Below are 21,996 nucleotides of genomic sequence, written 5' to 3'. Positions count from 1 at the left end.
TCTCCACTCCTTTACCATAGGGATGTCCCATTGACTTTTTTGCTAATACGATTAGCTGAAATAATAAGAATTAATCCAATGATTCCTTGGAATAACCCTACTGCTGTTGCATAACTAAAACGACCCTGTTCCAAACCAGCCTTGATCACATAAACATCTAACACAGTCCCTATCGAGGCAGTTGAAGGAGTATTCAAAAGTAGTAATTGCTCATATCCTGCAGACATAATACCGCCACATGCAAGAATAAACAATATGACCATCACACCACTTATTGATGGTAATGTTACATGCCACATTTGTCTGAACCTGTTTGCGCCATCCATTTTTGCTGCTTCATATAATTGAGGATCGACTCCTGAAATTGCTGCTAAATAAATAATGGCTCCCCAACCGACACCTTTCCATATATCAGACCCAATTATAAGCTGATAAAAATAATTAAGATTGCCTAAAAACTGAATTTTGTCTAGTCCTAGTACAGCAATCAATTCATTTATCGGTCCTCCATATGGGCTTAATATCCGTTGCATAAGTGTGACAACGACAACCCAAGAGATAAAATGAGGCAGATACGAAATGGTTTGTACAGTTCTTTTAAACTTTGCAACTCTTACTTCATTTAACATAAGCGCTAATATAATAGGCATCGGAAATCCGATTATGAGTTTCATTAAACTTATGATTATTGTGTTACGAATAATTTCTCCTGCTTGATAATAGTTGAAAAACTGTTCAAAATATTTAAGACCTGCCCATGGACTTCCCAAGATTCCCTTTACAAAGTTAAAATCTTTAAAGGCGATTGTTATTCCATACATCGGAATATATGAAAAGATAAAGAACCAAACAATACCTGGAAGTAAAAAAAGATAGAAAACTCTATGCTGCCATATTTTTAACCAGATGTTTTTCTTGTTTTTCGTTACATATACTTGCTGGGAAGCTAGTTTTGATTCAATATGGTTCTTCATTTTTCCTCCACTCCTAAAGAATGTGACATAAGAAGACGTAGATGCTTTGTTACATGGCATCTGTTTTATTGACTACCACTTTACAACTAATTTCGTTATCTCTGTCGAACTATGAGTATAGTTGAGTAAAATCGTTTGAGATTGTTCATGCCATTCCCAACTAATATCCTCACTTTTATTTCCTATAACTAGCTTTGCTTCATTCGGCTTTCTAAGACAGTATAGACGGGCCACTGCCTTCATCTTTTCTGGCCCTCTGACAATCATTTCAAAGCCATTTTCATTTTGATTCAGTTCCTCTATTCTTGAGGATGCCGCGATTACCTTCACTTCCTGTACTGTCTGTTTATAATCTAAATCATACAAAAGCGTATTTTCATCAGGCTTTAGCTGAATATGATGGAGAACTTTTAAAGATGGATCAAACAAATCGACAAAGTTCCCTTTTATTTCTAGCGGTTCTTGGCTAATTGATTCATCTAAAACAGCTGCAATTCGATAAGGACCCCGTTGCATCATAAAATAGTTTTTCTCATCTAAAGTAATTTCTTGATCATAGTTTTCTAAGCTACTATTAATCATAACCCTTAACAAATCTGCACTTATTTTAGATTTAGCACATTCGTCAGGAGAAAACTTTAAATAACCAAGGACTCCTTTTTCGATTTGATAGATACCCTGTTCAATTCCACTAGCTATTCCTAAGCTTTCAAAAAGATGTTCTCTTGGAAAATCGTATTGGTGTTTTCCTGTATTCCACCATTCTCTGACTTTATGGTATGGATCACTGTCATCACCAACATAGATTAGTACTCCACCTTCTTTCACCCATTGAGCAAGTGCATTATGCAAATCAGGATATTCCGGCTTTAGAAATTCATAGCTTAAAATCAATAAGCGGTAATCCTTTAAATAATTTGGAAAGCGTCGTATATTATCTAGCTGAACTGGTCTAACCCACAATCCTCTCTTTAAAAGTGGAAGTGTCAATCCATAAAAGGAAGAAAAATTTAATAGTTCTATATCTTGTTCTTTTTGGACTGAATCCGCATCGGTTCCATCATAACGAGAATCGGAATCATTTTCTTCATTAGAAATAATCTTTCTTTGGTACATCATCGAATCAGATAAAAGAACTCCGATTTTTTCAGACATTCCGTGAACATGAATGTCCTGTTGATTCATGTTCCCTAATGTATGCATAACCGTCAGCAAGGTCGTTGCATAGTCTTCAGGGATTTTTTCAAAACCCGTTCCTTCTTGATTAGGGTATTTTCCTTCAAAAATCCGGCAAGGCCATGGAGAAATTTCATAATGCGAAATATCTGGATGTAAAAGAGAGGCTACCACTGTTTTAAAGTAGTTTTTTCGATAATCAGACCACGTATATCTTGGATTATCTTCGATAGGATCATGTAAAAACCACATTCTTCTATCTGTCCCACTTACAAGCTCCTGCATCATCCCATATTCTAAGAAGGCGGTTTCAAAAGTTCGTTCCTTTCGAACACCTTCATACACATTTTTAGTCCGTGAGGTACCAGTCCAAATTTGTGCAATGTAACCATCAATGGCCGGCAAATCAATTAGCATGGATTCAGGACTTACAATTCTCCATTGTGTATAATTTATAAGACTATGAGTAGGAACATAAAATCGTATAAAACGGTTATATTTAACTAAGGCATACTCTTTCAACTCACTGCATAACCGATCTAAACTACGCTTATATAAATACGCTTTAAGATGTGAAGCACGATATTGGGCATCTACAGATTCATGTGGCGGATTCCATGGTTCCTTATAATAAATTTGCCATTCTCTTTTAAATGCTTCAGAATATCCTCCATCGACCCAAAACTCAGGTTCTTCTAGATGAATTGCTTCGACACCTGAATCTACTGCAGCTCTAATTCTTTCTGTCAAAAAATTCGTATAAGCAATGGTCGGTACCATATATGGAACATCTTCCCCATGTTGAATATATGATCCTTGTTTATTTTTTTGAGCTTCATCCCAATGCTTTAGACCGTCGAATTTACCATACAAATAATCTTTGTATTCTCCCCATGCAACACCAGTCATTAAATGAACAACATAGCCTTTTTCTTTCCACTCTTTTATTCGTTTTGTCATCGTCTTATCTATTCCATAAACCATTACAAAATCAGTTTGTAAATCAAAAGAAGGCTTAAAAGATGCAGATTCCTGAAAACCGATTCTCTCTTCTTTTCGATCCCTGATAACCATAGGTGTTAATCCCTCCTATTTTTTAGATACGATTTAGTGTTATGTATGACAGGTGAACCTCTAATAGTGGTCTACCTCCATCTGTTTACCACTTCTTAGAGGAATTTCACCTGTATTATCATTTTCATTTTAATTAAAGAGAGTGGAAATCTTAGTTGCTAGACAGCCCATTGGCTTCTTTAACGAGTTCAAAGTACTGATCTCCACGTACAACCTCATATTCCGTACCTAATGAATTGGCAATTTCCTCAATATCTGAAGGGGTAACTGACCAAGACAACATTCCCATTGAGATGAATAATGGTGACTTTCCATCCCATTCTGCAGATAATTCTGCAATGGCTTCTTTTGCTTCTCCTACACTACTAGCACCTCGCAAAATCGACTGTGGGAGTTTGCCATTTAATATGGATGTTTCACTGGTATTTTCCCAACTGAGGAAAATTCCTTTTGGATTGATATAATCGATATAATCCTGAGCTTCTGATTCAGACAACGGTACGTTCTGTTCATCAACACGGTTAAGTGCATATATAATGTCCATGCCCGTGCGTTTCATGTACTTGTTTGTTTGCTTCGCATATTTTTCGAAAGTGTCATCAGGCCAAGGTGTTGGGTAAATATAACCTGCACCCGATGGACCTGCAATTAAGAGATCGTTTTCGGTTGCTGTATGTTGATAATGGCTTAGCATCGAAGGAGCTGCATCATATAAAAGTGGACTTGCTGACCAGTTTATTGGCACACTTCCTCTTGCTTCATCATCCCAAAGTTGCCTTAATTTATGTTGGTTATACTGCAAGTTGTCGCCTTCTCCAAGAGTAAAGGTAACGTAAATTTTATTAGTAAGTTCCGGTGCAGGTAAAGGCTTCTGTTTTTTCAAATTTCTCTTTGTGCCTGAGAAGACGGTCATATTGTTGAACCAATCGGCAGGTACTACATAGACACTATGCTTTGAAGTAAGTTCAGTTGAACTAAACTCTCCAGCAACATCGTTTCCAAACCAACCTAAGTAAGGTGTATTTGGTTCTACATCTGACAGGATTCTCTCAAACAATTCTTTTTCTTCCGGAACATTTGTTTCAAGCCAGAAGACCATTGCACGGTTAGCAACAGCATAATCTCTCAAATAACCATAAGGTTCTGTCTTTTCTGATGATTGAGGCTGAACATTTGATGCTGATAATTTGAATTGATTCCACATATCCACCGAAACATCTAGATCTTGAGTTCCTGCAGGTGGGGTAAATTTATACACAAAGTAATTTCCAGCATCTGCCCATCTATGCCCATCAAAGCGTTCATCTGAGTTTGACTGGTTACGATCATATAAAAACGGCTCTTCTTCTGATGATCCAGGTATAAACTGTGCAATGATTTTTCCATCTGCTTTAACTGTTACCTCATGCACTGCTGGGCCCCAGCCATCATTCGAAAAGGCGTCCTGAAAACGAAGGTAGACAGCTTCTTTTCCAAGGAAGTTCGATAAATCCAGATCATATACATCTCGATTTTCGCTATCCCTAATCTGTTCTTCTTCCTGAATGATTGTTTGAAAATCATCCCAATTGTCTTCAGGCAAAGCCACACCTCTGCTTGGATTCAATCCAACCAACATACGGTGAGTCGTCTTTGACCAGAGATTCTCAAATTGCCATTTATATGCATCCAATCCGTCTTTGAATTGCCCGCGCAAGTCTTCAATCACTTTCAAATTGTAAGGTGCATTTGTAAGTTTCTCAGCGAGTTCAGGACTGGCAACTACTGCATTTTCTATGCCGGCCATTGTTGTTGCGACATTGATTGAATCTTCCACTTCAGGATCATAGATGATGATACCTGCTATCTCTTTCTTATATTTCATTAGGAGATTCCATGGTTCTTCAATCATTGTATAAGGCACGTCCAAATCATTTAACCAAGTATAATTCCCTTCCTCATAGTCTACTTCGATGGAATAGATTCTCGGTATTTCGCGATTCACGTTTCCTTGAAGTGTAGTGAACAACAACTTCTCATCCCCGCTATTTGCCCTTAAATCAATAACATCAAGATGCTTCGCTTTAGCAAATGTAGGTAGAGCCTGACTGTCAGACCATTGAATTTTTCCATTTTTCTCAGGTTCTAAATTCGGTTTTTTTGCGTAGACAGCAGTACAAGTTAATACTAAGACCATTGTCAATCCTAACAATAAAAGTTTTCGGAACATATTTTCCTCCCCCTATAAAAATAACTGAATCTTAAAAAGGCGAATCGAGCATCAATCCTGTTTAGCAATAAAACAATCTAGAAATATATGTATCTTTAAATGAATCACCTCCTTAAATCGAGCTATTATATGTGATTTCACGAATCTTATCCTCCTTTATCTAATCCCTTAAAAATCAAATGGTAGCGCTTTCTAAAGTTTGTTTGCATTATGTATTTCCATGATTAAAACTTCCTGTTAGTTATTTTTTCAACCTTTTGCTTAACAGAAACAAATCAGTGCAGATTGAGACTTTTTATCATATGACTCATTTGTTATATAGAAAGTAGAAATCTAAAAACTTTAGGGTTTGTAGGATTCAATAACAATGAAGGACATTATTCTAGAAAGGTATACTTAGTAGGAAAAAGGAAATTTAAAATCTTAGAAATATATATATTCTGAATTATTTAATAATTCATTTAATATATTTATTATATATAATAATTCATTTATGTCAATAGAACATTTTAAAATATTTCCTTTTACTGGAACGATAATTGAAATATCACTTACAGACTGAAATTTTAAAGTATTGAAAGAAATTCTAATGTGAATGTTAGTCGTCTACTATAAAGTCAAAAATATTTCCACAGTTAGAGAGATCCTCAATAAAAAAAACAAAAAAATACCCAATATTATCGGGTATTTTTACATATATTTCATTATTTTTTTAATTCATTAAAAACCCCTGTTGTCTCCTTAACAATTAATTTTGGAGTAAGGTTTATCTTTTTATAATCTAAGAATGTTTTATTTTTTCGATCATCAAGTAATTCGACTAACACCTTCGCAGCCTCCTGACCCATTTCCTGTTCCGACTGGGATATGTGAGTGTAAACACCAAATTCGTCATATCCAGACGATGGATCATCAAAAGTAAGGATGGAAATATCTTTAGGAACATCCAACCCAATACGCTTTGCCACTCTCGAAATATGCAAACCCAACTTTGCATTCAAAGTGACATAAGCGGAGGCATAGCGAGTCGCAATAAATCGATACAATGGGTGATCATCGTCCAGGTTTCCGTAATCCACTCTAAAATCAGTGAGAATTAGGGAGGGATTAATCATAGCTCCCTTCTCTTTAAGTACATCCATATATCCTTTAATTCTGTCACCTACTGTAATGGTTGGAAGTGCAGAATCTGAACAAATTGCAATATCTCGATGTCCCAGTTCCCATAAGTGAGAAACTGCAAGTTTAGCGCCATATACATTATCAGAATTAACATAATTCGTTTCCACTCCCGGTAAATAGCGATCTATCAGCACGAATGGAAAGTGACGAACCTTCAACTCTAAAATATCATCATTGTATGTTTCTGCGTCAATAGGGAAAATAAACAAACCAACCACTTGCATACGAAGTAGTTCCCTTATAGCCTCTCGCTCGGTTTCTTTTGAGTTATGACTCAACATGATCACAAGATAATAATCCGTTTGATTCAAAACCTTATTTATGCCACTTATTAAGCGTATAGCAAAAAAGTCCTCAACACTAGGCATGATTAGCCCAATCATTTTGCGACCGATTGGAATCTGGGGTGAAACATTTAGCAAAGTATTACCCTCCAAATCACTAGTAGTGCTTTCATTAGTTAAACTAAGTATCCCTTCCTGGACAAAGCTCCCTTTTCCTGGAATACGATAAATCCAACCTTCCTTTGCCAATTCGGCTAATGCATTTGCAACAGTAATCCGACTGACATTAAATTTCTCCATTATCTCACGTTCTGGTGGAATTTTTTCGTGTTCCGACAACTTTTTTGAAGAAATTTGGTTTTTATAATACTCTTGAATTTGCAAATATAGTGGTATTCTTGAATTATTTTGCATTTAGTATAACTCCTATCCTACTCGAGTCTTTATATCATTATATCAATTAAGTTTTTTATTTCAAGAATGCCCTAATTCTACATTTGAATTATTAGTTTTTGTTCGAAAAGGACGGCTATATACGAAACATCTTGTGTATCTCCACCCAGTTGGTCTGAACTTATCCCCAACACCACCCTATATATTTAATATTTTTTAACTATAGAACATCCTTTGTTGCAAAAGCTTACCCATTATAAATTGTAAATAAAGGATATACCAATGATCAGGTAGCACAAAGAATGAGAAATAGCGCGATTTCGACACCCCTTTCAATCTAAATCAATGACAGAAAAATATTTTTTGATAACGTTTGTCAAAACTATCAATATATATATATATATATTTAATATAGTATTATGTAATTGCTTTATAGAATAACTGCTTATGGGAGATGTAGGAGGTGAATAAGGAAGGTGTCAGCTTTTCTACCACAACATATCATAAGGAGATGTGAAAAATCGTGATTCGAAAGCTTATTATCTTAAGTCTAGTTCTGATATGCACACTTTTATTATCGTTTGGAGTATCCGCTTCTGCAGACTCTAAACCTAACAATGGCTCAATTATATGGCCAATGCATCAGGAACTCCCCACCTTTGCAAATGTGAAGTATTTAGATGTTGCCAATGTTCATGACAAACCCGGAGACATCAAGCTGCTTCTAACCACTCTTGAAGGAATTGTCAATCGTGAGAAGCCGCGGATTTATGTACAACAGAATAAAGTTGATCCTTGGCTTAACAATCTGAAGGTTCCTTATAAGCTTCATGACGATGCTATGGATGTCTTCAAGGCTTATGCGAACGAAATTGAAGGTATAATTGTCTACGATCCAGAAATTCCTGACTCGATCAACGTTGCTACTACTCTAGCTGGACTAGAAAATGCCGTTGTCGCAGGTCCTGAACTGGCGAAGCAATTGACCGCTGAACCATATAACCTCGAGGTGATCGAAGACTTCCAAAGCAAATTTAAGAATCGATCGGAAGCGTATACATGGCAGTATGAGAACCTTTGGAACAAAACAACTAAGAGAATGTTAGTCGGGTTGAGTCCAAACACATCAATCCCGATCCCACCACACAAGTACGAATCGTTTCAAACTTTAGCGATCGAGAAGGAACAAGTGCGGGATGACAGTAATCGGAAAACGCATGAATTCGATTTGTCTTCTTATTTGGGAAATGAGGCCGTGTATCTTCGCTTCAACGATGCATTTACTCAAGATGGCTGGGGACCAGCTGTTCACGAAGTGGTCGTGAAGGTGGGGACTTCCTATACCACAAGCTTCCTTCCCTTCATAATAATACGATTTTCCCTGCTCAAAATTAATTTTCTTCTATTAAGATATGTTTCGTGCGTATAGTTGCAATAACCCAGATAAGGGATAGACAGCAAGCTAGGTACATTCGCATCATCCATAATTACATAGTTACCTTTACCGTCTGTTTCATAAACATAAACCCTTCCATATAAAGGATGATTGATCGTTCCATATTTTTCAATACCATGTCTAATCTCGATAGCAAATTTATCACATTCTTTACACAATTCTTGTTCTCCAATTATCTCACTTATCTCTTTTGCATATTCTAATACAACAACAGCAAACATATTCGAGGGAATGTGATAACCAAACAGACAAGCATCATCACTTGGCGAAATCTAGACCAAGTCATCCCCGTCCAAGCAGTTTCAGAACCTTTTCCATCATTGGGTAGAGTATCTATTAAACTTACATTTTTACGATGAAATCTGTATGACGATTGTTCATCATGGTTTTGTTCTACCTTCCAAATTTTCAGGATTGTCCTCACCACATTAAAGAAAGTGTTATCAAATATTGAAAGATCATTTGTTTCTTTCCAATAGAAGTATGCTAGTTGGATTGGAAAACATAAGGAATCTATTTCATACTTCCTTTCCCATACTATTGGAGACATATCTGTCTCATCATCTTGATATCCACTTCCATTTGCTGTTTCATTAAATGTATTTGCATACGGATCTTTTAAAATATAATCAAATTGTCTCCGTAGCACGCCTTTAATCATACTCGCAATTTGTTGATCTTCAGAAGCTACCATTAAATAGGGGCGGACTTGAGAAGCAGAATCCCTTAGTCACATCGCTGGAATATCACCTGTTACCACAAACGTTGTATCATCCTGTTTTTCCGTTAATGTGGTCTGATAGGTATTCATAAAGCAGTTCTTAAACAATTGGTGTACTTTATCATTTCCAGAAAAAAAAGTTTCTACATCCTCTATTATTTTCATTAAAGATTTAGGTACGTAGTTTGTCATTAGTTGCATTCATATTTCTCCTCTGTAAATTAATTTTAAAAAATAATGATTCTTTAATAAACTATATTAAATCAACGATTAATTAGCTAACTGATAGTGAATGTATATTCGATGTTATATCTCTATAAATGGAATTTCAGTCATTCTTAAGTTTGTACATCCATACGGTAATAGTTTTACTGTTTTCACTTCGCTGATCGGTTGATCTACTGGCACTCTTGCAACAATTCCGTTATTTTTTGGCCAATTAATTTCGACTACGCTTGCACTAGCTTCAATTGGCGATTCTTTTGGATTAAAAGGAATATCACCAATGCCATTAAACATGTATTCTATATTTTTATCAACATATCCATAATTCCATTGTGAATGGGGTAATACTTCATAATCACAATGAGGGTATACTCGTAACTCTTCATCTTTACCATAATCAATCATATTCCATTCTTCTTCAATAGCGATGGAATATAAAAGTGGACCTCTTCTCACCGCTACCTTATCTTCTGGTCTATTTATAAATACAGTCTCATAATTCAGTACGACTTCTATTATTTCTTCACCAATCCAAGTTTTTGATAGGTTATAATACTCCCCACAGATAGCTTCTTCACCATTTACTCTAGCACTCGAACAAAAGCCCGGAATCCTAATATCAAAATTAAAGTCAAGAGGTTTATCTACACTAACAGTAAATTTCAATATATTATTAAAAGGATAATCTGTAGATAAACTTATCTTTACAGTTCCGTCATTTAGAACTGTTTCCACTTCTGATGGAGCAATTGCTGTGCAAGCAATTCCTTTGTCCGTTGTCATAAATGTAGATAATGCAAACTTTGGCCATGCTTGATTGAAATTGGAAGTACAACACCCAAAATGTGGCTCAAGTCCAAATAAGTAAGATGAAATATTATATTTTTGATCTACCACCATACTTATATTATGGAGATTCAAATGAAGATGTATTTAGTAATGGTTATACTCATATTTCTAGAAGTAACTTTGAATGGTTTGATTTAATAATTGTGGAAAAAGGTTCTTTATATATCGGAGAAGAAGGGGTGAATTATACGATAAATAGTAATCAAGGCCTTATTTTAGCTCCCTATTCTCACCATTATAGTTTTAAACCATGTACAGAAGACACACATTTTTATTGGGTCCACTTTCAAACAACTGGACAATGGGCAATCCATGAAACTCATGCAAAAGAATATTCAAATGACTCCCTACATTTGCCTAACTTTTTTACTCTTAAACATGATGTTGCAGTTTTTCATACTTTAAGAGAATTAAATAGCTTCTTACAAATTAATCATTTAAAGAATAAATTTAATCAACAAATTCTATTTCTACATTTAATTAATCATTTAGTACAAAATGAAACGCAGGCAATCTCAGCAAAGGTCATTCAAATAGCGGAATCTTCTGCTATTTGGTTAAATAAACACTTCCATGAAAATGTATCAATAGTTGAATTAGGCAACGTAATGAATTTTCATCCATCTTATATCTCACGTTGTATGAAAGAAGTATATGGTGTTTCTTCGAAAAAATATTTACTTAAACTACGGATTAATTACTCAAAAACTTTATTAATTTCAAAAAACGATTCCATAGAAGAGATTGCATTTAGGAGTGGTTTTAATAGTTTATCTTTCTTTTCTAAAACTTTTACAAAAGAGATTGGATTATCTCCTTCACACTTTAGAAATAATTATCGTTAACTGATAGCTTTAAATTTTAGCAGACATGATTGTCATGAAATGATCAATATCAGACCAAATTAAGTCAACATAAAAGACGATTTCCAGTCCAAAACTTGAACTGGAAATCGTCTTTTTTAGAAAATCAGTTATAAACGTCATTTTTTAAGTGCCTTCAGTCAAAATTAGGTGAATAAGGTATAAAATATATTTCTCTCGCTTCACCCGACAAATCGATAGCCCATCTCCTACCGGAAATTGATCGATTCCAACTTTTGAATCACTCGCCATTCGCTGATTAAAGTGTCTTATGGAATAAGTTCACGCATCATTGTGATAAGCGTCGGCAACCTGTCCACGATGTAAAACATTATCCCCAACATTCAATGTACCAGGATTCGCTATACGTAATACACGATCTATGTAGTTCTGATAATTTTCCTTATCGTGAGTAATGTGATTATAAAAAAGCGCCTCAAACCATCATGTAACGTCCTCGTTAAGTTTAATTACCTATTCTTTTATTCTCCGTACTCTTGAACATATATCGAATCCCCTTACCAGCCATCGGTTCATCGTTATATCTTGGTACCACATGAAAGTGAGAATGGAAAATATGTTGACCACCAATTTCGCCACAATTCCAACCAAGGTTATATCCTTGGGGTTTATATTTTTCATCTAAATATCTTTTTACTTCTTTAAGAAGAGTGTATGTTGCACTCCACTCTTCATCTGTTAAATCGAATGCTGTTTCCCTGTGTGCCTTTGGTACAATTAAACCCGAACCTTCAAGTTGCTTCCCTTTTATTTGAGCTTCTTCTAGCTGTAAAAACATACAATAATCATTGCTAATAATTATGTTTTGATTTGAATCTAAATTTGGATGACAAAATACACAATCTTTCATTTTTCTATCCCCTCTGCCCATATATTGAAGAATTGCGCCCGAATGTTAAAAAAAGAGACAACTTCTAATTATGGTACCTGAACCACGGTGAGATATAAATTTCACGTAGTCTGCCACTTAGATAACTTCAGCTTTCTTGTTTCGTTTAAAACTCCAAAAGCCACAAACAAACAACACGATTCCAAAAACAGTTATAAAGACAACAGGAGAAATTATTTTAACAAAAGAAAACCCAATCATAGTAACACCGACAATTAAATAGTGATGAACATTATGTAATCGATAGGTCTTCTGCTCTATATGCCATGCACGAAAGTAACCCTGTAAAAATCCTAAGATAATTTGTAATAGAAGTGCAGCATAGGGAAGAAATTCAAGCGAATTCTTTATACAGCCTACGAGTATATATACAAAACCCATCCCTGCGTAAATAAAAGAGATATAAGTATTGTTCTTATTCTTTTTCGACTGAAAGACACGGTAGCCCCAAGCAGCCGCAAAAGAAAATGCGGCAAATAACCATGCAAATAAGGTGAAGGTCAAAGAAACTTCTTTTAACCAAACGATATAATATGGGAAAATAGCGACTTGTCCAACTGTTACAACAAGAGGGATATACCGTTCACTTTTATTCTTCATGTTGTGCTCCTTCACTTGATGTAATAGTCATAAAATAGATTTCGAAAGACTTCATTTGGATCTCTTCGTAATTTTTCTTTCTGGAACCTTTTCCATTCAGGATAAGACCTCATGAATTGTTCTTTTGTTTGATAACGATAATAAGGGAGGTAATACGTTCCTCCATGATTGAGGGTTAAATTGGTCCAATCTTGGATAATAGCTTCGGCATTAGCAATCTCGTTTTCTTTTAATCCATGTTGGATCAAAATAACTAGACCCAACATATCTTCCTTGGCATAGTTCAAACTTGTGTGGTTGTCTTTTGCTGCATATCGCACCGTAATATTATGTACTTTAAAATCTTCATTTTTGTCGTTTGGTCGGAGCAATTGCTTTACATCATTTATGTATTCTTCGTAAGAATGAACTGGAATAAAAAACTCTTGCAAGACTTCGACACGACCAGGTTTCGTAAATTCCATGAAGGTGGATTCCGAGCGCATAGCGTTATTTCTATTAATCATATTACCGTCGATTGAATCAATATATAGTTTTTGAGTTTCCCAAAAAACATTCTCTAAGAATCCACCTTGTCTTCCAAGATCAAGTGCTAGCTTACTTAGACGCACACCTTGTTCTTCTTTGAGTGGAGAATTTTGATCCTGTTTTCCTGTATAGTTGTAGTCAATCACATACATTTCATCCAAAAAGGTACTTGGAGCAACACTTACCCTTGCATAGTGCATGGCTGTATTTTTATGATCTAATAAATTATTAAAATAGGATTCATACTCTTCTGTTTTTAGTTCTTCTGTCTGGATGGTGTACACCTCATTTTCCGTTAATTCCAATGTCACATCTAAAATCACACCGAATAATCCATATCCGCCAAAAACGTACTTCATCCATTCGTCTGAGCTATCTCGGGTTACTTTCTTGATTTCTCCTGTAGGTGTTAATAATGTCATTTCCTTTACCGTTCCTGACATTGGACCAAAACGAATATCTCGTCCGTGAGCGTTTACTGAAAGGGACCCCCCTATCGAAAAAATCGACTGTGATTGGGTCACTTTTAAGGCTAAACCATAAGGTGTTATCGCTTCTTGGACATGATCCCATGTTGCTCCACCTTCTACACGGATAGTTTTATTCTGCTCATCAATTTCTAACACATCATTGAATGTCCGCATATCAAGAACAACACCATCTTTAAAGTAAGTATGGCCCCCTTGCGAATGCTGTAATCCAGCAACTGAAATTTGCTGACCTTTTTCGTTTGCTTCCATTACAATCTTTTGTAAATCAGTACGATTTTTAGCTTTAACTACTCGTTCTACACGTTCAGGAAGAAGACCAGTATAGTCCGTTGCTAAATTACTTTTAGTGAGACCATATTTTCTTTTCTCAATCGGTATGCTCCATAAGACTACGACAACAAAAACAAAAACTAGACTCCCTAGAAACCATGGTTTTTTAGATAATTCCGTTATCGTTTGCATATTAACTCCTGTTTATAAGTTGTATTGTTTTGTGAAAATTCCCTTTTAATGAACATCATGTTCTATCTTTATAATTTTACCATTAATTAGGAGCATTTCCCCATTCTGCTTCATTACCTAGAGTAAAAGTGTCAATAACACTTGAGGTTGATTTGATATAATTCTTCCACATAGAATTATAGATCCCTCTAAAAATCAAGAAATAAATCCGTGTCATTCTTAATTAGTACAATGCTCTTTTTAAGATTAATTCGGTTGCACACACATATTCCAGCATATCAGCCCAACATAGAGAAAGAGCACAATTCCTTCTGCAGAATTGCGCCCGATTGCTGAAAGTCGTAATACGGAATCACATTTCAATCGGAACTATTTGACAAGGAATATGGACTCTTTCGTACATGACACTATTTTGATAATCTTTTAATCTACCTTCAAAAATCAATTGAAAATTTTCTGAATGGGGCAAGTCACTTGGTTCAACCAGAGAAAGATCTTTATCATAGTCAATGACCTTACTTTCCTTTAGGACAGATGCCACAAATTGAGAACAGAAGAAAGCATTCTTTCTTTTTATCGGCTTTTTAAACAGCACACCAAATAATCCTATAAAATTATAGCGATAATGTTCCTTCTTGGCTGCTATTTCTTGGATATATTGATACATCTTTTGATATTCATGATTTGTTATGGTTAACGAATAGATGGCACAATATGCTTGGTTAAATAAGACGGAATGAATATCTTCTCTAACGAATCCTCCAATAAAAGGGTTTTTCGCTGTTTTTCTCCCGAAACTATATACCTCAATTAATTCAGTATCAAAGGCGATTGAGGCATGATTATAGGGTTTTTTAGTATAGGATTTAATCAGTCTATTTAAAATTGTTCCAGTATCAGTTAAAAGGATATAAATCTTTTTTTCTCTGATCATAATCCTCACCTTAAATCTTTTTAAACGATTAATATAAAGAAAAAAACATAAGAAAGACCTAATCAAATTCTTTAGAAAACTTAAATTCCTTACTACGCTAAGGATCGGAATTTTTTTAAAGATAGTTCATAACAGTTATAAAACTTGACTAGTATCTATCTTGGTTGAACTTTTTCCCTTAACCTGTTTTAACGTCGCTACTATGAGAAAACTAACAATCACTAATAAAAGCCATGAACTCACCTTTCCTAGATGAACGAGACTCCACGCATCGGTTTGGTTTGGATATTCCCAAGCTCCAAAAAACGTTGCGATATTTTCGGCTATCCATATAAAAAATCCGATGAGCACAAAAGAAAGTGCGAGTGGCATACGGTAACGTCTTCCATTAACCTCGTATGTGACCCATGATTGCCAAAAGACGATCATGACAAGTCCAGATAACCAAAAGCGGACGTCAATCCAATAATGGTGGGTGAAAAAATTCAAATAAATCGCAGCTGCAAGAGGTACAACGAGCAAAAACGGCGGCCACTTAATGAGTTCAACCTTTAATCTCCTCCACGCCTGACAAAGATAACTCGCTACACTTGCGTACATAAATCCACTATACAAAGGCACTCCAAAAATTTTAAAAATACCTTCCTCCGGATATGACCAGGAGCCCATGTGTACCTTGAAAAGTTCAAGAGCAAGTCCAATAAGGTGAAACAAGGTAATAACCTTTAGTTCATCTCGTGTCTCAAGCCCAGAACGCACCATCCACCACTGCATCAGAAGGCAGATGATGAGCAGCCAGTCATACCGTGGTAGTACGGGAAGTGACATGATTTGTGTAATAGCCAAAGAGGCAAAAATAACGACAGGAAACAAACATGATAGGGCCTGCTCCCAACCAAAACGAATGAGTTGTTTTAGTGCTCTCATGACTTTCCCCTCCAAAATAGGTCCTGTTTAGTTGGTGTCTTCATCACTTCGGTATTCTAAAATATCTCCTGGTTGACATTCTAAAGCCTTACAAATCGCCTCTAAAGTTGATAATCGAATCGCCTTTGCTTTGCCATTTTTCAATATAGAAAGGTTAGCCATTGTTATTCCAACCTTTTCAGAGAGTTCTGTTACGCTCATTTTCCTTTTAGCCAGCATCACATCAATATTGATTATAATTGCCATTGTTATCACCTCAGACTATTAAGTCATTTTCCGATTTTATATCAATCGCTTCTTGTAAAAGTCTTTGAAGAACTGCAGCGAACACTGCGATTACCATTGAAGCAAAGATAGGGACCATTCCGATTATTATAAGACCTGGGGCATCGTCTAACTCTGCTACGAGATAAACAAATGGGATAATTACCACATACAAACCACTAATTGTCATTGCACAGAATTTGATATTCTTTAGTGCTTTAACAGACAACTCAGAGAAAGCTTGGTTTTTGTCAATATAGCTTAAAAGTTTAAAAGCCTGATACAATGCAATGTAAAACGGGATCGCTGATACATACATACCTATTAAAATGGGATATAGTATATAGGCATAATTTGGATTTGCTGGATTATTAGCTAACCACGGCAGCCCATATATACATAAAGCAAGCACTGGAGTTCCAATAAGAAAAACAGCTATCTTTAAAAAGAGTGTTGAACCATGTTTCATAAAAAGCACCTCACTTATTTATTATAAATTTGATTTTAACATATTTTTATCGTTTTGCAATAAACTTTTATTTTTTATTGTTGTTTTTTTATTGTTATTTTAAACAAAAAAAGCATTCTCCATTACAAAGAAATGCTTATAACTTTAAACTATTTAATTTATAACTTGTATCACAATCTGGCCATAAGCATGAAAAAAGAGCACAATTCTTGCTGCAGAATTGTGCCCGGTTGTTGAATAAGATAAAAGTATTCAAATTTAAAAACATAATTGTTAAATTATTAACTCAGAATATGGCTCAAAAGTTTCATTTAAAAAGTCGCTTTCGTTCTTCCATTCATCCGTTAGTTGATAAGGACAACAATAAAAATTCATTTCTAAATTGTGGTATCTATTTTCTATCTACTACTCGACTAACTATTTCAGTTACGGTAGCTCTACTCATTTTTTCCTTCCCATCTGTTAAAGCATCAAGTGTGCCATGAGCAAGAGCTACTGGGATTTTACAAAAATTATAAATCGGACCTGGTTTAATATCCTTCAAATAGACGTCAGCCAATGCTAGGTTACGTCGTGCGAACATATACATATCTTCTAACTCCCATCCATCGGGAAAGAAATCTACACCTCGTTCTAAATCTTCAGCACGATTGCGAAGAATATTGATAGACTGCAATCCTCGACCAAAAGCAATGGCTAGATCCTTGTCCGTTTCAACATCATCGTACCACTTCCAAATATCTGAGAGCATAACTCCTACCAAACCTGCAACATAGTATGTATATTCATTCAAATCTTCTTCATTCTCAATCCGCCACTCTTTTAAAACCCAGTCCGCCATTCCCTTCGCCATCGTAGATGTGGCACTCGAAATATTCTCTACAATTGTCGGTGGACAAAGTTTTATCCATTCGCCAAATCGTAAGGTAACCTCTGGCAGGAGTGACTTGTATGGGTGAAATAAAGTCATTAACTCCTCATTATTGTAGGGTTCTTTTAAGAGTAGGCTGATTGAACGTAATAGATTATGTTTGGCTTCCACTTGGAGTTGGGGGTGGTCTTCAATCTCGTCAATAGCTCTCATACATAAGTAGGCGGATGAAACTGCTTCTTGTAATCCTGAAGGTAGTTGACTAATCGGAATAAAGAAGGTCCGACTTGTCGCCATTAACATGTCTATCGCACTTCTATGTAAATTGATTGCTTCACTCATCTGGTATTATCCCCTTTTTTGTTAATATGCTAATCTCTTTAATTTTAATTGTATTATCCCCACTATATCAAATATTTAATAATAAAGTTCTAACACAAAGTTTACGCCATTGCCATTTACTGATGATGACTAAGAAAAAATGGACAGCTGGAACTTTCTATCGTAGTTCAATTTTTATGCCCGAATGTAGGACGATTAATAATGCAACTTATCCGGCCTATGCTTATTGAACTATAGAGCCCGTTAGCTCAAGAACAAAATGTTATTTATTTGATTTGACTTCCCAGCAAAATATCCTTTAATTGGTTAAGACTTTTGACAATATAAGTAGGGTTAGAATGACTTAGTTCATCAAATGAACCATGTTAACTCAAAAAGAGTCAATAACAGTATTATTTGCACCAATAATATCGTGCTCCCAGTCACCGATTATAATAAAGTCATCTAGTTTATAGTCATTTACTTATCTAGTATGTATTGAATAATTTCAGTTTTTGATGTTTTTGTTTCATTAAGATTACTTCCGACAACAAGGTCAAAATACTTATTAGTAGGCGTTGAAGTTGCAACCTCTAAAGTAAATTGTTGTTCTATTAACGATTTTAATAATAATGGAATATTTGTATATAACTCATTCTCAAACATCCCCTTTTCCTTAAACCTTTCCCTATAAAAATCAATCGAGTTTTTTGTATTTGTCCATATTAAACTCCCATCTTTATCTAATACCACCCTAATTTTATCATAAAAGTTTCAAAACATACCAAACTCTTCTTCATCAAAACTACACCTTTTGCCGAATAAGAAAAGCGGTTTCCATTTCAGCAATCGAACTAGATTGTGGAAAATTTACTTATAAAACAGATGTACTTTCTTTAAATTTACACAGTCTCCAATGAACTCAACTTTTTTCTCCTATTATCTTAAATGAAAACAAGTAAGTATGACAAATTTTATCATACTGGTACTTTTTACTCGTATACCGTTAGTCTGTTTTCCCCAATTACATATTGTAAGCGTTATCTGGATAATAATGTCTTGTCATTAAATTATTTTTGGTATTTATTTTATATGAATACTAAAAAATTAGAAAAGGAGTTTTTAAAAAAATGAAGAAGAAATTGGTATATCCGTTTTTAGCTGTTTCTTTATGCTTTTCATTAGGCTCTTGCTCGGTAAAAACTAAAGAAACACCTGTTTCAAATGAAAGTGAAGGAGAAGAAACTCACAGTATACAGACTGTTCATTGGTCCTATGAAGGGAAAACAGGATCTGAACACTGGGGAGAGTTGGACCAAGCAAACTCAACATGTGTCAACGGAAGTGAACAATCTCCAATTAATATTGAATTCTCACAGGTAATAACCGATGAAAAAATAAAAAACATTCAGATTCAATATGAGCCAACACCTTTTACACTTGTAAACAACGGTCATACCGTGCAGGCTAATGTCACAACAGAAAGCAACAGTATATTAGTTGAAGGAAATAAGTACAAGCTCGCTCAATTTCATTTCCATACTCCGAGTGAACATCAATTTAATGGTCAGAATTTTGATATGGAGCTACACCTTGTACATAAAGACGAGAATGGAAGAATTGCCGTCCTTGGAGTGATGATAAAAGAAGGGGAAAAAAATGAAAAACTTGCATCTATTTGGGATGTATTACCCAAGGAACAAACAGGAGAAGATATTTCCGTAAAAGAACCGATCGATTTACAGGGTATACTTCCTCAAGAACAAACGTCTTTTCATTATAATGGATCGCTAACAACTCCTCCTTGTACAGAAGAGGTGAAATGGGTCATATTTGAGCATCCGATTAAAATGTCGAAAAAACAAATTCAGGCATTCCAGCAAATCTTCCCCGACAACCATCGTCCTGTTCAATCTATAAATGACCGTGAATTATATGAAACCAAATAAATGATTTCATATAATGATGATCACCTAAAAAAAATATAAGTGGTCATTTTCTTGTTTTTCGAAGGAGGAGTTATGGATCCATATATTCAATTTTATGGCCCTTTAGCTGAATAAAAAGTTAATCTACATTTTTCTTACTAGAGAACGCTAAATCAAAAAAAGCTATCCCTAATGATAAACCTAAAGCAATATGAAAAATCCTATAATAATCTATTTCTGTTTGTCTAAAAAAATAGCAATAAATAATACTCGTCCCACTAAGCAAAACAAAAGTAGAAATAAATCTATACATTCTTTTTATAATATCAACCCATTTTACTTTTCTCATATTGTTTACAGTTGCCACAATGAAATAAAAAATAAATAACATAAGAAAAACAACATAGCCAATAACAAATTTAATAGCAAATGAATTATCAATATCCTTATATACAATAAATAACGTAATTATCGTGCTTACTACAAATATTGTATAAAACATATTAGATATAAGATTTGTGGGGAATTTCTTCATTTTATCTCATCCTCCATTTTTGGCGGTGGAAGTGTTAAACATTAATTAGTGAGAAGTAATGTTTTCTGAGTTCCAGAAACACGCCTGATTCGCTCCCGATTAATGATATTCCACCGCATGAAATGAATTTTTAGTACTCTAAAATTTGCTGAAGAGCTTTTTCAATTTTATAATGAACGTTCCCACTCCTCAGCCACGTTAACTGATTTACAACGTTTACTATTCGGTTCTTAGCTTCTTTACTAGACTCTCCTCCTTTAAATTCCAACTCCAAATCATCGAATGTTGCTTTAAGTTTTTCAAGCCAGTCGGATAAATCCGTTGTACTAAGTGTGGAGGAGCGCTACTACGTGAAAAATTAGTTGCTTTAGCCTCAAAACGACTTATAATCGTTGCAGATGATACTAAATTAGTAGATACATTAGGTAAGTTTCGTTTATCGATTGAAGTAGTCTCTTTTGCATGGCAACATACTCACTCCAATATTAGGCTTAAAACTATACAGACCAATATAACCATACATAAACTGTAGTAATTACACAGAAGGAAGATGATAACATGCTAAAATTCTTTAGCGCTAGATTGAAAGGAGATAACGAAGTCCCTCCGGTTGAAACTGATGCTTTTGGTATTGCAAAATTTGTGGCAAATAAAACAAGAACTAAATTAAAGTTTTCCCTTGAAGTTAGAAATATTAAAAATTTTATTCAGGCGCACATCCACTTTGGTAAACGTGGAGTAAATGGACCCGTAATAGTTTTTCTATTTGGGGCCAACCTCGAAACCCTTGAGGAACAAAATGGTATCACGACTCAGAGAGGAATAGTTACTGGCACTATCACTGATGATGACATTGTACCAAATGAGGTCGGAATAGATTCTGTAGAAGATTTAATAAATTTTATGGAACAAGAGCTAACGTATGTAAATGCTCATACTGAACAAAATCCCGCAGGGGAGATTAGAGGTCAAATTGTACCACTTTAATTCCCACACTATTAATCAGTAAAAAAGAGCGTCAAACTTGGCGCTCTTTACTTTTCAAACGCTATTCTATTCTTTAGTCCTCACTAATTTGTTCCAAACCTTTTAGTTGCTCTGGTACGAGCACGCTCAGCTTCGACCTCGCGATTACGAGGCTCGGCAATGGTTTCCAGCGTGTTCAATAGATTCCGAGAAACCATTGCTATCTCATTGACTGCACGATTAAAAGCCTCCTCGTTCGCCTTTGAGGGCTTGTTATAGCCCGTTATCTTTCTGACGTACTGAAGAGATGCTGAATGAATCTCTTCATCGGTAGCTGGTGGGTCGAAATTAAATAATGTTCTAATGTTTCGGCACATAAGTTAC

Annotated in this window: 23 protein-coding genes and 1 pseudogene; 5 read left to right on the top strand and 19 right to left on the bottom strand. The window is 35.1% G+C overall.

The window, feature by feature from the left end; genetic code table 11:
• Nucleotides 1-11: 11 nt before the first annotated feature.
• The 4 genes from WCV66_RS16450 to WCV66_RS16435 all read right to left on the bottom strand — a co-directional run bounded on the left by WCV66_RS16450 (nucleotide 12) and on the right by WCV66_RS16435 (nucleotide 7,313).
• A complete protein-coding gene (locus WCV66_RS16450; protein ID WP_066338950.1) occupies nucleotides 12-974 on the bottom strand; it encodes an ABC transporter permease in 963 nt (320 codons plus the stop codon).
• 72 nt (nucleotides 975-1,046) lie between these two features.
• Nucleotides 1,047-3,224: a hypothetical protein gene (locus WCV66_RS16445; protein WP_338786131.1), complete on the bottom strand. Its 2,178-nt coding sequence runs from the start codon at nucleotides 3,222-3,224 to the stop codon at nucleotides 1,047-1,049.
• A 151-nt stretch (nucleotides 3,225-3,375) separates the two neighbouring features.
• On the bottom strand, nucleotides 3,376-5,433 hold the full coding sequence (locus WCV66_RS16440; RefSeq protein WP_338786130.1) for a GxGYxYP domain-containing protein: 2,058 nt from the start codon (nucleotides 5,431-5,433) through the stop codon (nucleotides 3,376-3,378).
• Nucleotides 5,434-6,137: 704 nt separating this feature from the next.
• Nucleotides 6,138-7,313 carry a GntR family transcriptional regulator gene (locus WCV66_RS16435; RefSeq protein ID WP_338786129.1) on the bottom strand — a complete coding sequence of 392 codons (1,176 nt, stop codon included), beginning with the start codon at nucleotides 7,311-7,313 and terminating at the stop codon, nucleotides 6,138-6,140.
• 502 nt (nucleotides 7,314-7,815) lie between these two features.
• On the opposite strand from WCV66_RS16435, the gene WCV66_RS16430 reads away from it, so the two are divergent.
• Nucleotides 7,816-8,721 carry a GxGYxYP domain-containing protein gene (locus WCV66_RS16430; protein ID WP_338786128.1) on the top strand — a complete coding sequence of 302 codons (906 nt, stop codon included), beginning with the start codon at nucleotides 7,816-7,818 and terminating at the stop codon, nucleotides 8,719-8,721.
• On the opposite strand, the pseudogene WCV66_RS16425 reads toward WCV66_RS16430, so the two are convergent.
• A pseudogene (locus WCV66_RS16425) lies at nucleotides 8,631-9,559 on the bottom strand (glycoside hydrolase family 125 protein). The gene WCV66_RS16430 and the pseudogene WCV66_RS16425 overlap by 91 nt on opposite strands.
• 216 nt (nucleotides 9,560-9,775) lie before the next feature.
• Nucleotides 9,776-10,594 (bottom strand): hypothetical protein, encoded by an 819-nt coding sequence (locus tag WCV66_RS16420; RefSeq protein WP_338786127.1) that lies wholly within the window; start codon nucleotides 10,592-10,594, stop codon nucleotides 9,776-9,778.
• On the opposite strand from WCV66_RS16420, the gene WCV66_RS16415 reads away from it, so the two are divergent.
• Nucleotides 10,564-11,388: an AraC family transcriptional regulator gene (locus tag WCV66_RS16415; RefSeq protein WP_338786126.1), complete on the top strand. Its 825-nt coding sequence runs from the start codon at nucleotides 10,564-10,566 to the stop codon at nucleotides 11,386-11,388. The genes WCV66_RS16420 and WCV66_RS16415 overlap by 31 nt on opposite strands.
• Nucleotides 11,389-11,397: 9 nt before the next feature.
• Here WCV66_RS16415 and WCV66_RS16410 read toward each other — a convergent pair whose 3' ends face one another.
• The 11 genes from WCV66_RS16410 to WCV66_RS16365 form a co-directional block, all read right to left on the bottom strand.
• Nucleotides 11,398-11,529 carry a hypothetical protein gene (locus WCV66_RS16410; RefSeq protein ID WP_338786125.1) on the bottom strand — a complete coding sequence of 44 codons (132 nt, stop codon included), beginning with the start codon at nucleotides 11,527-11,529 and terminating at the stop codon, nucleotides 11,398-11,400.
• 159 nt (nucleotides 11,530-11,688) lie between these two features.
• Complete coding sequence (locus WCV66_RS26840) at nucleotides 11,689-11,772, bottom strand: hypothetical protein (RefSeq protein WP_413789673.1); 84 nt, start codon at nucleotides 11,770-11,772, stop codon at nucleotides 11,689-11,691.
• Between the two features lie 100 nt (nucleotides 11,773-11,872).
• Nucleotides 11,873-12,277 carry an HIT family protein gene (locus WCV66_RS16405; RefSeq protein ID WP_338786124.1) on the bottom strand — a complete coding sequence of 135 codons (405 nt, stop codon included), beginning with the start codon at nucleotides 12,275-12,277 and terminating at the stop codon, nucleotides 11,873-11,875.
• Nucleotides 12,278-12,394: 117 nt separating this feature from the next.
• Nucleotides 12,395-12,916 (bottom strand): hypothetical protein, encoded by a 522-nt coding sequence (locus WCV66_RS16400; RefSeq protein ID WP_338786123.1) that lies wholly within the window; start codon nucleotides 12,914-12,916, stop codon nucleotides 12,395-12,397.
• 11 nt (nucleotides 12,917-12,927) lie between these two features.
• The gene (locus WCV66_RS16395; RefSeq protein WP_338786122.1) at nucleotides 12,928-14,397 is read right to left on the bottom strand and encodes an FAD-binding oxidoreductase; all 1,470 of its coding nucleotides are present in this window, start codon (nucleotides 14,395-14,397) and stop codon (nucleotides 12,928-12,930) included.
• 352 nt (nucleotides 14,398-14,749) lie between these two features.
• Nucleotides 14,750-15,331, bottom strand: a complete 582-nt coding sequence (locus WCV66_RS16390; protein ID WP_338786121.1) for a hypothetical protein — start codon at nucleotides 15,329-15,331, stop codon at nucleotides 14,750-14,752.
• A gap of 135 nt (nucleotides 15,332-15,466) precedes the next feature.
• Nucleotides 15,467-16,258, bottom strand: a complete 792-nt coding sequence (locus WCV66_RS16385; protein WP_185653393.1) for a DUF817 domain-containing protein — start codon at nucleotides 16,256-16,258, stop codon at nucleotides 15,467-15,469.
• A 27-nt stretch (nucleotides 16,259-16,285) separates the two neighbouring features.
• Complete coding sequence (locus WCV66_RS16380) at nucleotides 16,286-16,504, bottom strand: helix-turn-helix transcriptional regulator (protein WP_338786120.1); 219 nt, start codon at nucleotides 16,502-16,504, stop codon at nucleotides 16,286-16,288.
• Between the two features lie 10 nt (nucleotides 16,505-16,514).
• Nucleotides 16,515-16,991, bottom strand: coding sequence for a DUF2975 domain-containing protein (locus WCV66_RS16375; RefSeq protein ID WP_338786119.1), 477 nt, complete (start codon nucleotides 16,989-16,991; stop codon nucleotides 16,515-16,517).
• Nucleotides 16,992-17,382: 391 nt separating this feature from the next.
• Nucleotides 17,383-18,204: a phytoene/squalene synthase family protein gene (locus tag WCV66_RS16370; RefSeq protein WP_338786118.1), complete on the bottom strand. Its 822-nt coding sequence runs from the start codon at nucleotides 18,202-18,204 to the stop codon at nucleotides 17,383-17,385.
• A 459-nt stretch (nucleotides 18,205-18,663) separates the two neighbouring features.
• A complete protein-coding gene (locus tag WCV66_RS16365) occupies nucleotides 18,664-18,849 on the bottom strand; it encodes a hypothetical protein (RefSeq protein ID WP_338786117.1) in 186 nt (61 codons plus the stop codon).
• A gap of 464 nt (nucleotides 18,850-19,313) precedes the next feature.
• Between WCV66_RS16365 and WCV66_RS16360 the strand changes: the two genes are divergently transcribed.
• The gene (locus WCV66_RS16360) at nucleotides 19,314-20,132 is read left to right on the top strand and encodes a carbonic anhydrase (protein ID WP_338786116.1); all 819 of its coding nucleotides are present in this window, start codon (nucleotides 19,314-19,316) and stop codon (nucleotides 20,130-20,132) included.
• Nucleotides 20,133-20,250: 118 nt separating this feature from the next.
• On the opposite strand, the gene WCV66_RS16355 is transcribed toward WCV66_RS16360, so the two are convergent.
• Nucleotides 20,251-20,646, bottom strand: coding sequence for a hypothetical protein (locus WCV66_RS16355; protein WP_338786115.1), 396 nt, complete (start codon nucleotides 20,644-20,646; stop codon nucleotides 20,251-20,253).
• A gap of 316 nt (nucleotides 20,647-20,962) precedes the next feature.
• Here WCV66_RS16355 and WCV66_RS16350 point away from each other — a divergent pair, with 316 nt between their 5' ends.
• Together WCV66_RS16350 and WCV66_RS16345 are read left to right on the top strand one after the other, a co-directional pair.
• Nucleotides 20,963-21,178: a ribose-5-phosphate isomerase A gene (locus WCV66_RS16350; RefSeq protein WP_185654109.1), complete on the top strand. Its 216-nt coding sequence runs from the start codon at nucleotides 20,963-20,965 to the stop codon at nucleotides 21,176-21,178.
• Between the two features lie 26 nt (nucleotides 21,179-21,204).
• Nucleotides 21,205-21,633: a CHRD domain-containing protein gene (locus tag WCV66_RS16345; protein ID WP_338786114.1), complete on the top strand. Its 429-nt coding sequence runs from the start codon at nucleotides 21,205-21,207 to the stop codon at nucleotides 21,631-21,633.
• Nucleotides 21,634-21,716: 83 nt separating this feature from the next.
• Here the strand turns inward: WCV66_RS16345 and WCV66_RS16340 are convergent, their stop codons facing one another.
• Entirely contained in the window at nucleotides 21,717-21,989 is a 273-nt protein-coding gene (locus WCV66_RS16340) for a DUF2277 domain-containing protein (protein ID WP_338786113.1), read from the bottom strand.
• Between the last annotated feature and the right edge of the window lie 7 nt (nucleotides 21,990-21,996).

It is taken from the genome of Metabacillus rhizosphaerae, assembly GCF_037201795.1.
Lineage (GTDB): Bacteria > Bacillota > Bacilli > Bacillales > Bacillaceae > Metabacillus > Metabacillus rhizosphaerae.
This window is presented reverse-complemented; position numbering and strand designations above follow the sequence as displayed.